General features: G+C 73.6%; 11 protein-coding genes. 6 read left to right on the top strand and 5 right to left on the bottom strand.

Features of this window, described 5'->3' with window-relative positions; genetic code table 11:
* Positions 1 to 99 precede the first annotated feature (99 nt).
* Positions 100 to 1,839, bottom strand: coding sequence for a DEAD/DEAH box helicase (locus tag K4G59_RS04840; protein WP_231249701.1), 1,740 nt, complete (start codon positions 1,837 to 1,839; stop codon positions 100 to 102).
* Positions 1,840 to 1,880: 41 nt separating this feature from the next.
* Positions 1,881 to 2,222, bottom strand: a complete 342-nt coding sequence (locus K4G59_RS04835; RefSeq protein ID WP_231249699.1) for a TraR/DksA family transcriptional regulator — start codon at positions 2,220 to 2,222, stop codon at positions 1,881 to 1,883.
* Positions 2,223 to 2,326: 104 nt separating this feature from the next.
* Here K4G59_RS04835 and K4G59_RS04830 point away from each other — a divergent pair, with 104 nt between their 5' ends.
* From K4G59_RS04830 to cimA, 4 genes are all read left to right on the top strand, one after another.
* Complete coding sequence (locus K4G59_RS04830) at positions 2,327 to 4,042, top strand: serine/threonine protein kinase (RefSeq protein ID WP_231249697.1); 1,716 nt, start codon at positions 2,327 to 2,329, stop codon at positions 4,040 to 4,042.
* Between the two features lie 58 nt (positions 4,043 to 4,100).
* Positions 4,101 to 4,415 (top strand): HNH endonuclease, encoded by a 315-nt coding sequence (locus K4G59_RS04825; protein WP_231249696.1) that lies wholly within the window; start codon positions 4,101 to 4,103, stop codon positions 4,413 to 4,415.
* 79 nt (positions 4,416 to 4,494) lie between these two features.
* Positions 4,495 to 5,520, top strand: coding sequence for a zinc metalloprotease (locus K4G59_RS04820; protein ID WP_231249694.1), 1,026 nt, complete (start codon positions 4,495 to 4,497; stop codon positions 5,518 to 5,520).
* A 211-nt stretch (positions 5,521 to 5,731) separates the two neighbouring features.
* Positions 5,732 to 7,312 carry a citramalate synthase gene (gene cimA / locus K4G59_RS04815; protein WP_231249692.1) on the top strand — a complete coding sequence of 527 codons (1,581 nt, stop codon included), beginning with the start codon at positions 5,732 to 5,734 and terminating at the stop codon, positions 7,310 to 7,312.
* A 72-nt stretch (positions 7,313 to 7,384) separates the two neighbouring features.
* Here the strand turns inward: cimA and K4G59_RS04810 are convergent, their stop codons facing one another.
* Positions 7,385 to 9,175 (bottom strand): LVIVD repeat-containing protein, encoded by a 1,791-nt coding sequence (locus K4G59_RS04810; protein ID WP_231249691.1) that lies wholly within the window; start codon positions 9,173 to 9,175, stop codon positions 7,385 to 7,387.
* A 154-nt stretch (positions 9,176 to 9,329) separates the two neighbouring features.
* Between K4G59_RS04810 and K4G59_RS04805 the strand changes: the two genes are divergently transcribed.
* The gene (locus K4G59_RS04805) at positions 9,330 to 9,992 is read left to right on the top strand and encodes a DUF305 domain-containing protein (protein WP_231249689.1); all 663 of its coding nucleotides are present in this window, start codon (positions 9,330 to 9,332) and stop codon (positions 9,990 to 9,992) included.
* Between the two features lie 9 nt (positions 9,993 to 10,001).
* Positions 10,002 to 11,396 carry an amidase gene (locus K4G59_RS04800; RefSeq protein WP_231249688.1) on the top strand — a complete coding sequence of 465 codons (1,395 nt, stop codon included), beginning with the start codon at positions 10,002 to 10,004 and terminating at the stop codon, positions 11,394 to 11,396.
* A 135-nt stretch (positions 11,397 to 11,531) separates the two neighbouring features.
* Here K4G59_RS04800 and K4G59_RS04795 read toward each other — a convergent pair whose 3' ends face one another.
* Entirely contained in the window at positions 11,532 to 12,143 is a 612-nt protein-coding gene (locus K4G59_RS04795; protein ID WP_231249686.1) for a CbiQ family ECF transporter T component, read from the bottom strand.
* Between the two features lie 7 nt (positions 12,144 to 12,150).
* Entirely contained in the window at positions 12,151 to 12,849 is a 699-nt protein-coding gene (locus K4G59_RS04790) for an energy-coupling factor ABC transporter ATP-binding protein (RefSeq protein ID WP_231249685.1), read from the bottom strand.
* Positions 12,850 to 12,853: the final 4 nt, after the last annotated feature.

The following is a 12,853-nucleotide window of genomic DNA, read 5'->3' as shown; positions in this document are numbered from 1 at the left end:
GATCGGCCGATCCACCTCCGGCCTGGTGTCGCGACGTGCGCACCCATCAGCGCTGGATGGCCCGGGCGTACGCCGTCGCGCTGGGGGCCGGGGGCCGGGTCAGGCGTCCTCGGTCAGGGTCGTGGCCGGCAACCAGTCGGCACCGAGGAGCTGGGCGACGTCGGCGAGGCCGGTCGTGTCGCCGCCCACGGTGTCGGAGGCCGCGGCGATCCGCTCCACCATCACCTTGCCGACCTGCTCCTCGACGGTGCCCTCGGCATAGGCGATGTGCCACGGCGAGACCTGGTGGTCGCGGTGGGTGCGGCCGGTCACCTGCCGGCCGGCGATGCCGGAGAAGCGGGCCTGGTGGAAGACGCCGACCCGCGGCTCCGTGCTCGCCCGGCGTCCGTCGTCGAGGGTCTCGCCGGCGTGCAGGCTCATGGAGGCGACCGCTGTGAAGACGCAGACCTTCGCCTCGCCGGTCTGGAAGCGGAGCCGTTCGGCCTCCGGGTCGAAGCGGTCGCGGCCGTAGATCGTGGCGACCTCGATGCCGGAGTCGCGCAGCCGGTCGGCGATCGGGTCGGCGGCGGTCCCCACGAACTCGACCGAGCACGCCACCTGGCGCTCCGCCTCGACCTGCTGGGCGATCCAGGCGACCGTCGAGTCGACCCGCAACAGCCCGGCCTTCTGCCGGAACCGCAGCAGCGCGGCCCGTCCCCCGGCGACGTTGCGGCCACGTCGGGCGATGTCCATCTCGCGGCAGAACTCGCCCCACTCCGCCTCGTACGCCGTGCGCTCGGACGGCGTGAGCGTCACCGGCATCCCGGAGATCGGCACCGGTCCCCACGGTGCCGCGCGGTGCAGCATCGCCGGGGGTCGCTCCTCGGCGAGCCACCCGCGCACGAGCGTGAGGTCTGCGGCGCGGCGCTCGGGGTCAGTGGTCCACGTGGCGCCGTAGCGCCCGCGCTCCACCCCGATGCCGTGGCGTTCGAGCGCGGAGGCGAACGCCTCGCCCGGCCGGGTGGCGGAGGTCCACTCCTTCACCGGCTCGCCCAGCACCTGGGCGTACGCCGGGGCGAGGTAGGGCAGCTCGAGCGGCGTGTGACCGGGTGTCGCGGTGGTGGCGATGACGAACGGCGCCCGGTCGTGCGGTGTCCCGTGCCCGGAGATCCGGGACCAGAGCTTCCACCGCTTCGTCGTCGTACGCCGCAGGGCGTGGGCCTCGTCCGCGATGATCACGTCCCAGATGTGGTCCACGACCTTGTCCAGCCGGTCCCACGTGGTCACCACCCACTCCAGCCCGCCGCTGCCCAGCGCGGTGATCGTGCGGCACCAGTGGCCGATCGTGATCGCCGCAGGCCGGTCGGCCACGACGAGCACCCGCCGCGCCCCGCGGAGGTCGCCCACCGCGGTCGCCCCCAGGACCGCGGAGATCGTCTTGCCCACGCCCGGCTCGTCGGCGAGCAGGAAGCCCCGCCCGCCCGCGGCGGCGCGCTCGGCGATCGCGTCGGCCGCCTCGAACTGGATCCTGCGGGGCTCGAGCGCGTCGCTCGGCTCGGGTTCGGGCACCGGACGGTCGGGGTTCAGGGCGTTCTCGACGAAGCGGCCGAGCGTCCACGGCCCCGGGGCGTAGGGCTCGAGGTGCGCGGGCAGGGCGCGCCCGACGTAGAGGTGGGTCCGGACGGCCGGGTGCCAGGTGGCGCCGTCGACCTGGGTCCCGTAGGGGACGTCGAGCACCCACAGCCGCTCGCCCGGCCCGGCGTCCGGCAGCGGCCGCTCCTGCCGTCGGGTGCCACCGCGCCGCGCACCGGATCGGCGGGCGCTGGACCGCCTGGAGCGGGACTGCCGGGAGCTGGGCACCAGCGGACGCTACCGGGCCGACCTGCCGGGTGCGGGGCGGCTCACCCGGCCGCCGCGCACCGGATGCAGAGCCGCGCGGCCGGGAGCGCCTCGAGCCGGGGCGCGCCGATCGGCACGCCGCAGCGCTCGCACCCGCCGTAGGTCCCCGCGTCGACCCGCGCGAGCGCGGCGTCGACCTCGGTGAGGTGGCGGCGCACCTGTCGGACGAGGGATCCGATCTGCGAACGCTCGAAGGCGATGGTGGCGCCCTCGGGGTCGTGCTCGTCGTCGGCATTGGTGTCCAGCGACGCCGCGACCACGGCGTCGTGGTCGGCGGTCAGGCTCGCCAGCCGCGCGAGGGTCGTGCTGCGCTCCTCGCCCAGGCGTCGTCGTACGTCGTCCACCACCCCATCCTCGCGCGCACCTCCGACAGCGGTCCCGACAGTGGTCGGCCCAGCGGCGTGCCGGATGGGGGGCATCGGGGTCCTCCGGCCGTATCCTCGTGTGCGTGACGACGTCCCCGAAGGCGCCGCCGCCGGGTCTGACCGTGGGCGGCTACGCGCTGCGTGCCCGCCTCGGCGAGGGCGGCATGGGCGTGGTGCACCTCGGGCAGAAGCCGGGGGAGCGCCCGGTCGCGATCAAGGTGCTGCGCCCGCACGTCGTCGGTGACGACGAGGCCCGCCGGCGGCTGGCCCGCGAGGTCAGCTCGCTGACCCGGGTCCGCAGCCGCCGCATCGCCGAGATCGTCGACGCCGACCCGTGGGGCGAGATCCCCTACGTCGCCACCCGCTACGTTCCCGGCCTCTCCCTGCACGACCACGTCCAGGACGAGGGCGCGCTCTCCGGCGACGACCTCCTGTGGTTCGCCGACTGCTTGGCCGAGGCGGTCGAGGCGGTCCACGCCGTCGGCGTCCTGCACCGCGACATCAAGCCGTCCAACGTGATCATGGAGGGGCGCACCCCGATCCTCATCGACTTCGGGCTGGCCCGCGTCGCCGAGGACTCCCGCATCACCATGAACGGCTGGCTGCTCGGCACGCCGGGCTACCTCGCTCCGGAGATCCTCTACGGCGACGACGCCTCTGCCGCCTCCGACGTGCACGCCTGGGCCGCAACGGTGGCCTACGCCGGCACCGGCCGCGCGCCGTTCGGCCGCGGGCCGTCGGTGGCGATCATGGACCGCGTGCGCCGCGGCGAGCACGACCTGTCCGGCCTCGACCCGCAGGTGCTGCCGCTGGTCGAGGAGGCGCTGGCCCCGGTCGCGCGGGACCGCCCGTCGCTGGAGGAGGTCCGCGACTGGCTCGAGGACCTGGCCGACCCCGAGGCCCTCGGCGAGGACGACCGGCCACGCGAGCGCCTCGCCGCCAGCCCCGTCACGCTGCCCTACGCCGTGCTGGCCCACGAGGACGCCGCCGCCCCGACCCTCGTCGGCACGGGCGTCGCGTCCCGACAGCCAGAGGCACCCGCGTCCGAGCCGGTGCACTGGTCGGAGGAGTGGGACGAGCAGGACGACGACACCCACCACGACCTTCCGGCCCACGGCTGGGGTGACGACGGGACGGTCCCGCACCGCCAGACGCGCGTGCTGCCCGACGGCACCACCGAGTACGTCACCGACTACGGCCCGCCGGTGCGCGAGCGCGCGCCGGCCGGCGAGCGGCTGCGCCGCTCCGGCACCCTGCTGGCCCTCGGCGGGGTCGTCGCCGGCGGCATCACCGTCGCCCCCTACCTCGCGCTCGCCGTCCTCTTCGCCGGCGTCTGGCTGCTGCGCAGCGGCTCGATGGCGGCCAGCTCGGTCGGCCACCGTCGCAGCCGCCGCGGGATCAAGTGGTACGACGGGATCCAGCTGCTGCTCGCCGCGCCGTGGCACGTGGTGGCCGGCGTCGGCGGCACCCTCCTGCTCTTCCTGTGGAGCCTGGGCATCGCGGCCGCGATCGCCCTGCTCTGCTTCGCCGCGTCCCTCTCGATGCTGACCTCGCTGGGCACCATCGGCGTCTTCTTCGCCGTCGGCCTGTGGTGGGGTCCGGGCTCGGAGCGGCTGCGCTCACCCGTCCACCGGGTCGTCGACCCGCTCGCCCGCCGGGGCGTCCCGTGGCTGCTGGTCACCCTCCTCGTCGCCGCCGGCGCCTCCGGCCTCGGTGCCGCTGCCTCGGCGCAGGGGACGTCGTGGGCGCCGGACGACGCGGCCCCGCTCAGCGACGTACGCCTCCCCGGCTGGCTCTGAGCCGGTGGCGGCGCGCAACAGCCGGCAGGTGCGATCGGCCCGGCGTCGCAAGCGGCGCATGGACAGGGTGGTCCACGACCTGGGCGCCGAGCAGTGGGAGGCGCTCCAGGAGGCGTGGGGCGGCTGCGCCTACTGCGGCAGCGCCGACGGGCCGCTCCAGCGCGACTGCGTGCTCCCGATCTCGCGCGGTGGGCGCTACACGCTCACCAACGTCGTGCCGGCGTGTCGGTCCTGCAACGCCAGCAAGTGCAACGACGAGGTCACCGGCTGGCTGCGCCGCAAGAAGCTCGACGAGCGGGCCTTCCTGGTGCGGCACGCCGAGGTCCAGGCGGCCCTGCGCACCGCTGTGCCCGACCCGGGTCCCGCAGCCTGACCGGAGGTCTCCCGCAGGGTCTTCTGCCGGACCCCGTCGCGGGGTTAGGTTCCCCCCTACTGCCTTGGAAGGGGTCCCGATGTTCCGCAGCACCACCCTCCACGCCCGTCGTCTCGGCGTGACGATCACCGCACTGACCGTGGGCGTCGCACTCGCGACCCCCGTGGCGGCGGCGCCCGCGAAGGACAAGGGCACCGACTGCATCGACTACGCAGGACTCGCCGCGGCCCCGGCCGGGGCCATCCCGCGCGACGACCTGCACACGGTCCGCAAGGACCCGCTCGCCAAGGCGTCGAGGGCGGCGAGCGCGTCCGCCGACGCCGGCGGCGATCCCGCTGCGGCAGCGGCGGACTTCGAGACGGTCACGGTCCCGGTCCGCTTCCACGTCATCGCCAAGGACCGCGGGCAGCAGGGCGGCAACCTGTCGGCGGCCCGCATCGCCGAGCAGATCCGTGTTCTCGACGAGGCGTACACACCCCACGGGTTCGACTTCGAGCTGGAGCGGATCACGCGGACCTTCGAGCCGCAGTGGTTCAACCTGATCTCGTCCAACGGTGCGGAGCCGCGCTACTTCCGCGGCGGTGGCAAGGAGGTGGCGATGAAGAAGGCGCTCTACGGCGACAGCACGTCGGAGACGCTCAACATCTACTCCGCCTCTCTCGGCCAGTCGCTCCTGGGCTGGGCCTACTTCCCGTCCGACTTCGACGCCGAGCACACCGGGGGCAACCCGCTGCCGCGGTACCGCGACGGTGTCGTGGTCGACTTCCGCAGCCTGCCGACCGTGCCCGGCGACACGGGCGACAGCTCGGCCTACACCATCTACGGCGAGGGCGACACCGCCACGCACGAGGTCGGCCACTGGCTCGAGCTGTTCCACACGTTCCAGGGTGGGTGCGAGGGCGACGGTGACTTCGTCGACGACACCGCACCGGAGGCGTCCCCGGCGTTCGGGTGCCCGGAGGGCCGCGACACCTGCGAGGGCGGCGGGCCCGACCCGATCACCAACTTCATGGACTACACCCAGGACTCCTGCATGACCGAGTTCACCCCCGGCCAGGCGGCGCGCATGCAGATGGCCTGGACAGAGTTCCGCGCCCTCGGCTGAGATCTCCGCGGTGCGGTCCCGGCCCAGCCGTCGGGACCGCATCGCGAGACGCGCGTCTCATCAGGGGCGCCCGGGTGGCACGATTCCCTGGTGAGCACCAGCACGACCATCATTCCCTAGCGCGACGGCACACCCCGTCGCGCCGACCTCCTGCACCCCAGGAGGTCTTTTTGTTTCCCGAGCACGCAACAGCCCGACCGAGAGAAGACCGATGGACCTCCACGGCGCGTTCCACGTCTACGACACCACCCTGCGCGACGGCGCCCAGCAGGAGGGCCTCAACCTCTCGGTCGCCGACAAGCTGGGCATCGCTCGCCAGCTCGACGACCTCGGCGTGGGCTACATCGAGGGCGGCTGGCCGGGCGCCAACCCCAAGGACACCGAGTTCTTCCGCCGCGCTGCTGCCGAGCTGGACCTGCGCCACGCGCGGCTCGCCGCCTTCGGCGCGACCCGCCGTGCCGGCGTACGCGCTGCCGACGACCCGCTGGTCGCGGCCCTCCGCGACAGCGGCGCGGGCGTCGTCACCCTGGTCGCCAAGTCGCACGACCGCCACGTCGAGCTCGCGCTGCGCACCACGCTCGAGGAGAACCTCGCGATGGTGCGCGACACCGTGACCCACCTGCGCGAGGAGGGGCAGACGGTCTTCCTCGACGCCGAGCACTTCTTCGACGGCTACCGCGGCAACCGGGCGTACGCCCTCGAGGTGCTGCGCACCGCCGCCGAGGCCGGCGCCGAGGTGGTCGCGCTCTGCGACACCAACGGCGGGATGCTGCCCGACTGGGTCTCCGACGTGGTGCTCGACGTCATCGAGTCGACCGGTGCGCGGGTGGGCATCCACGCCCACAACGACAGCGGGTGCGCGGTCGCCAACTCGCTGGCCGCGGTCGCGGCCGGTGCCACGCACGTGCAGGGCTGCATCAACGGCTACGGCGAGCGCACCGGCAACGCCGACCTCGTCACCGTCGTGGCCAACCTCGAGCTCAAGCTGGACCGCAGCGTCCTGCCCCCCGGGCTGCTGCGCGAGGCGACCCGCATCGCCCACGCCGTCGCCGAGGTCACCAACGTCCCGCCCGCCTCGCGCCAGCCGTACGTCGGCACGTCGGCCTTCGCGCACAAGGCGGGGCTGCACGCCAGCGCGATCAAGGTCGACCCGAACCTCTACCAGCACATGGACCCCGTCGGCGTCGGCAACGACATGCGCCTGCTCGTCTCCGACATGGCCGGTCGCGCATCGATCGAGCTGAAGGGCCGCGAGCTCGGCTACGACCTCTCCGACGACCGCGAGCTCGTCACCCGCGTCACCGCACGCGTCAAGGAGATGGAGCAGCACGGCCACACCTTCGAGGCCGCCGACGCGTCCTTCGAGCTGCTGCTCGCCGAGGAGGTCGAGGGGACGCGTCCGTCGTACTTCGACGTCGAGTCGTGGCGCGTGATCACCGAGACCCGCACCGACGGCGAGGCCATCTCCGAGGCAACGGTGAAGCTGCGCGCCGAGGGCGTGAGGTTCGTCGTCACGGGGGAGGGCAACGGCCCGGTCAACGCGCTCGACGCCGCCCTGCGCGAGGCCATCGGGCAGGCCTTCCCCGAGGTCGCCAAGTTCGAGCTGATCGACTACAAGGTGCGCATCCTCGACCAGGGCCACGGCACGGACGCGATCACGCGGGTGCTCATCGAGACCACCGACGGCGAGTCGTCGTGGGTGACCGTCGGCGTCGGCGCCAACGTCATCGAGGCGTCGTGGGGCGCGCTCGTCGACGGGCTGACGTTCGGGCTGAGGCGCCACCACCGCTGAGCCCGGAGCGGCCGTCCCCGGGCAGGAGCGGCGCCACCGTGGGGAGTGGCGCCGCTCCTCGTCAGGGGCCGGTCAGAGGCTGGCGCGCAGTGCGACCAGCGCCTCGCGCAGCTCGCCCTGGTCACCCGAGGTGCCGAGCACCCTGATCGCGTTGGCCAGCTGGTCCTTCGCCGACGCCTTCTCGCCCTTGTCGGCCAGCGTCTCGGCCTTGTCGAGGTGCTTGCTCACCTTGGCGAGCGTCGCGCCGGCGAGCTCGCCCGAGCGGACCGCCTGGTCGTAGTAGGAGCCGGCCACGTTGAAGCTGGGCGCCCATGTGAGCGGCGTCTGGTGCTGGGCGTTGAACTCCGCGACCCGCACCTCGCTGGCGGCGGCGATCTCGTTCTCCGACATCACATCGCTCGGCAGCAGGCCGAAGGAGTCGAAGCCGCGGGCGATCTCGCTGCCGAAGACGTTGCCGTTGTACCAGTAGGTCGACCAGTAGCCAGCGAGGTTCACACCGGTCGCGCTCGGGGTGTTGACCGGACCACGGTCGTAGGACGCGATCTCGACCGGGTTGGCGGAGTCGGAGAAGTCGATCATCGACAGTCCGCCCTGGTACCACGCCTGGACGAGGATGTCGCGACCCGGCACCGGCACGAGCGAGGCGTTGTGGGCCACGCAGTTCTCCTGCACGGTCTGCGGCACCGGCAGCTTGTAGTAGCTGCGGAACTCCATCTTGCCGTCCACGACGTCGAAGATCGCGTCCGCGCCCCACTCGGGCCGGTCGGTCTCGCGGCAGCGCGCGCTGGTCCCGCCGCCCCACTCGTCGGTGAAGATCACCTTGGTGCCGTCGTTGTTGAGCGTGGCGGAGTGCCAGTAGGAGAAGTTGGGGTCGGCCACCGCGTCGAGACGGACCGGGTTCACCGGGTCGGAGATGTCGAGCAGGATGCCGTTGCCCTGGCACGCACCGGCCGCGAGCCCAAGCGCGGGATAGGCGGTGATGTCATGGCAGGTGTTGGTGTTCGGCAGCGGCGAGTAGTTGCTGCCCGAGGGGTGGCGGGTGCCGGGCAGCGTGTTCAGGAGGCCGTTGTAGGCGCCGGTCACCGGGTCGGTGAAGATCCGGGGCTGGCTCACGATCGCGGCGTCCTGCGGCGAGGCGAGCGGGACCTTGATGACGTCGATGCGCCAAGGGGTCGGGTTGCCGGTGGTCACCGGGGCGGTGGTGTTGGTGTTGGCCGACTCGCAGCCGGCCAGCTCGGCGGCCGGGCGCACGCCCGCGGTGCCGGAGTTGTAGACGTAGAGGTTGGCGTCGTCGTCAGGGTCGCTCACCAGCGTGTGGGTGTGCGAGCCGCGGCAGGTCTGGACCGCGGCGACCTGCACCGGGGCGGTGATGTCGGAGATGTCGAAGATGCGCACGCCGCGGAAGCGCTCTGGGTTGACGCTGCCGGGGGCGCCCTGGGTGCCGCAGTCGATGCGGCCCCTGGTCTCCTCGACCGAGAAGAAGAGCAGGTCGCCGTAGACCGACACGTCACCCTGCCCGCCGGGGCACACGTAGGACCCGCTCAGCGTCGGGTCGGACGGGTCGGAGACGTCGTAGACCTGGAAGCCGTTGAAGCTGCCCATGATCGCGTGGTCGCCGGTGAAGGCGAGGTCGGAGTTCACGAAGCCGAAGTTGCCCGGGGCGCCGTCGAAGGGCGCGACGCGCGGGGTGTTGTCGAGCAGCTCGATGTTGCTGCTCGCCTCGGACCACGGGAAGTAGCCCGGAGCGAGGCCGATGCGCGGGTCGTCGTCGGCGGCGTACGCCGCCGCGGGCACGAGGGCCGCGGCGAGGACCGCCGCTCCCATCACTCGCCATGGACTCCGGATGCGACGGGGGTGGGACATGGAGCGCGACCTTTCGCCGGGCGGTCGCGCCGGTGGTGCTCGGGTCGGGTTGTCCCGCTCGCCGGTCGACCTACTATGTGGGTCAACCTAGCCAGACACCCGCGCCGACCACCAGAAACTTTAGGCGCATCCAGCGACGGAGCGGAGCCCACGCATGACCTTCCTGGTGCGCCTCGGTGCCGTCACCGTCCTCGTCCTCGGCGCGGCCGCGTGCTCCGCCGACGAGCCGGCCGCGGAGCCCGACGGGGCGCCGCCCGTCGTGCAGCTCGGCGCACCGGGGGAGGCCGGCACGACGCTCGCGCCGGACGAGGTCGAGGGCCTCGAGGACCCGATCCACACGGCGGCCGACGTGACGTTCGTGCAGCAGATGATCCCGCACCACGAGCAGGCGCTCGCCATGACCGCGCTCGTCGCAGGTCGGGCCAGCAGCGACGACCTGGCCACCATCGCCGAGCGCATCGAGGCCTCCCAGGGCCAGGAGATCGACCAGATGGAGGACTGGCTCACCACCCGCGGGGAGGGCGTCGCCGGGATGCACGGAGACCACTCGGGCGACCACTCGGGCATGCCCGGGATGCTCTCGCCCCGCCAGCTCGACCGGCTCGAGGCCGCCAGCGGCAAGCGCTTCGACCGGCTCTTCCTCCAGGCGATGATCCGCCACCACGAGGGTGCCGTGGTGATGGTGGAGTCGCTGCTCGCCGGCGGCGAGGGCGGCCAGGAGTCCGAGGTCTTCCAGCTCGCCAGCCACATCGCCACCGACCAGGCGGTCGAGATCGCGGCGATGAAGCGCGAGCTGCGCCAGGCCGGCCGCGAGTAGGTTCGTGGAGTGCCCCTCCACGACCTGACCGCGCTCGAGCTGGGCGACGCCGTGCGGGGCGGTGACGTGTCGCCGCTGGAGCTGGTGGAGCACTACGCCGGCCGTGCCGACCACGTTGGTGCGTTCACCACGACCACCCACGACCGGGCGCGCGACCACGCGCGCCGACTGATGACGGCAGGACGCCCCGGGGACGCAGGTCCGCTCTGGGGCGTCCCGACCGGCATCAAGGACCTGCACCCCACCGCGGGCGTGCGCACCACCTTCGGCTCGGCGGCGTACGACGACTTCGTGCCCGAGGCGTCCGACGACCTGGTGCTCACGGTCGAGGCCGCCGGGCTGCCGAGCCTGGGCAAGACCAGCACGCCGGAGTTCGGGTCGCCCTGCTACACCGAGCCCGACGTGGCGCCGGCGTCGGTCACGCCGTGGGACACCACGCGCACCGCCGGCGGCTCGTCGGGCGGGGCCGCCGCCGCGGTCGCCGCCGGCCTGCTGCCGGTCGCTCCCGGCTCCGACGGCGGCGGGTCGATCCGGATCCCGGCCTCGTGCTGCGGACTGGTCGGCCTCAAGCCGTCGCGCGGACGGGTCAGCGGCGCGCCGCGCTACGGCGACCCGGTCGGGCTCGCCACGCCGGGCACGCTCGCCCGCACCGTCCGCGACGCCGCCGCGCTGCTCGACGTGCTGTCCGGACGGCGGGTCGGTGACCCCTTCTGGGCGCCACCGCCGAGCGGCACGTTCCTCGAGGCCTGCGACCGGGAGCCGGGCCGCCTGCGGGTCGCCCGCTTCGTGGCTCCCGTCATCGCGGACGTCGAGCTGCACCCCGCGTCCGTGGCCGCGTGGGAGGACGCCTCCCGCCTGCTCGAGCGCCTCGGCCACGACGTCGAGGACGTCCCCGCGCCGATCCCGCACGACGCGGTCGCCGACTTCGAGACCTGCTGGGCGGTGCTGACCGCCCTGTCCGCCGCACCGCCCGGACGGGAGGACCGGCTGCGTCCGCTGACCCGCTGGCTCTCCGCGCGCGGTCACGCCGTCAGCGGCCCGGAGTTCGGGCTGGCCATCGGCCGGCTGCGCCAGCACGCCGCCGGGGCGCTCGCCGCGCTGGCGGCGTACGACGTCGTCCTCACGCCGACCCTCGCGAGCCCGCCCGTGCCGGTGGGGTCGCTGCGCGACGACGCCGATCCCGAGCGTGACTTCGAGGCGCAGAAGGCCTTCACGCCGTGGACCAGTGCGTGGAACGTCACCGGCATGCCGGCGGTCTCACTGCCGCTGCACTGGACCGACGACGGCCTCCCGGTCGGGGTCATGCTGGCGGCCCGTCCAGCCGAGGAGGAGCTGCTGGTCTCGGTCTCCGCGCAGGTCGAGGCCGCGGCGCCGTGGGCGCACAGGCGCCCGCCGGGATGGTGAGCCTCAGTCGTCGCCGATGGACTTCCGCGCGTACGAGTGGAACTTCCGGCCGGGATCCCGGCGTCCGCGCTCGACCCCGGATGAAGATCCACTCCTGCGAGTGAAAATCCATCCGGACCTGCGCGGACAGGAGCCTCAGTCGTCGCCGATGCCGCGCGCGTGCAGCGCGTCGCCCGACTCGTGGGCGCGGGCGACGACCCGGATGACGAAGGGGGAGAGGTACGCCCGGGGGTTGCGGTCGAGGCCGCGGGCCCGCGCGGCGTCACGGGTCTCCCGCGCGATCGCGATCGTGCCCGGCAGCGCCCCGATCGTCAGCGCGACGGTCAGTCCCACGCGGTCGGGGTCGATCCCGAGCACCCTCAGCGGTCGCGCCCACCGGGCGAGGGCGTCGACCATCTGGTTGACCTCGGTGGTGGCGGTCAGCGCCAGCGCGGCCAGGCCCAGGCTGAGCAGGTCGAGGAAGGTCTCTGCCGCCTTCGCGCCGCCGTACCACCACCACTGCAGGAGGCTGGCGACCACTGCGATCAGCAGCACGCCGCGCGCCGCGCGCCACACCGACCGCGCCGGCACCCGGGCGAGCGCCGCGAGCAGGAGCGTGACGGCCAGGAAGGCCGGGGCGGCGCGGACGTCGCGCACCAGGACGATGGCCAGGCTCAGGCCCGCGAGGCCCAGGACCTTGGCGCCCACGGGGAGGCGGTGCAGGACGGTGTCGCCCGGCTGGTGCAGCCCGGCCATCAGGTCGGTCACGAGGCGCTCATCGGTCGACCAGGCCGGTGTAGTGCGCGATCGAGTCGGACGGCGAGCCGTCGGCGACCACTCGCGCCGCGTCGACCACCAGCACCCGGTCGCACCGCGCCGCGAGGTCCAGGTCGTGGGTGACGAGCACGAGCTGCTGGTCCAGGCCGAAGAGCGTGTCGCCGACCCGTCGGGTGTTGGCACGGTCGAGCAGCGTCGTCGGCTCGTCGGCGACGACGACGGTGGGGTCGAGCGCGAGCACGCCGGCCAGGGCGAGCAGCTGGCGCTGGCCGCCCGAGAGCGAGTGCACCGAGTCGTGCGCGTGGTCGGCCAGGCCGTTGGCGGCGAGGACCTCCATCGCCCGCGCGCGCCGCGTCGTCCCGTCGGCGACGCGACGGCGCAGCGAGAGCTCGATGTCCTCCACGCACGTCGGCATGACCAGCTGGGCAGCCGGGTCGGTGAAGCAGAAGCCCACCAGGCGTCGCACGGCCGCGCCCTCGCGCACCACGTCACGGCCCTCGACGCTCACTCGGCCCGACGTGGGGCGGACCAGGCCGTTGAGCAGGCGCGCGAGCGTCGACTTGCCCGAGCCGTTGGCGCCGATCACCCCGATCCGACGCTCGGTGAGCGTCAGCGTCGTGGGCGCGAGCACCTCGCGCTCGCCGCGACCCGGCAGGGGGACCCGGACGCTGGCCTCGTCGAGCTCGATCGTGGGCAAGGAC

This window comes from Nocardioides furvisabuli (genome assembly GCF_021083185.1).
Lineage (GTDB): Bacteria > Actinomycetota > Actinomycetes > Propionibacteriales > Nocardioidaceae > Nocardioides > Nocardioides furvisabuli.
The sequence above is the reverse complement of the archived record's forward strand: the minus strand, read 5'-3'. Positions and strand labels throughout refer to the sequence as shown.

Bases quoted from the DNA above. Each gene is read 5' to 3' on its own strand.
- K4G59_RS04805 (WP_231249689.1), top strand. From the start codon at position 9,330: ATGACCTTCCTGGTGCGCCTCGGTGCCGTCACCGTCCTCGTCCTCGGC.
- cimA (WP_231249692.1), top strand. From the start codon at position 5,732: ATGGACCTCCACGGCGCGTTCCACGTCTACGACACCACCCTGCGCGAC.
- K4G59_RS04825 (WP_231249696.1), top strand. From the start codon at position 4,101: ATGGACAGGGTGGTCCACGACCTGGGCGCCGAGCAGTGGGAGGCGCTC.
- K4G59_RS04810 (WP_231249691.1), bottom strand. From the start codon at position 9,175: ATGTCCCACCCCCGTCGCATCCGGAGTCCATGGCGAGTGATGGGAGCG.
- K4G59_RS04820 (WP_231249694.1), top strand. From the start codon at position 4,495: ATGTTCCGCAGCACCACCCTCCACGCCCGTCGTCTCGGCGTGACGATC.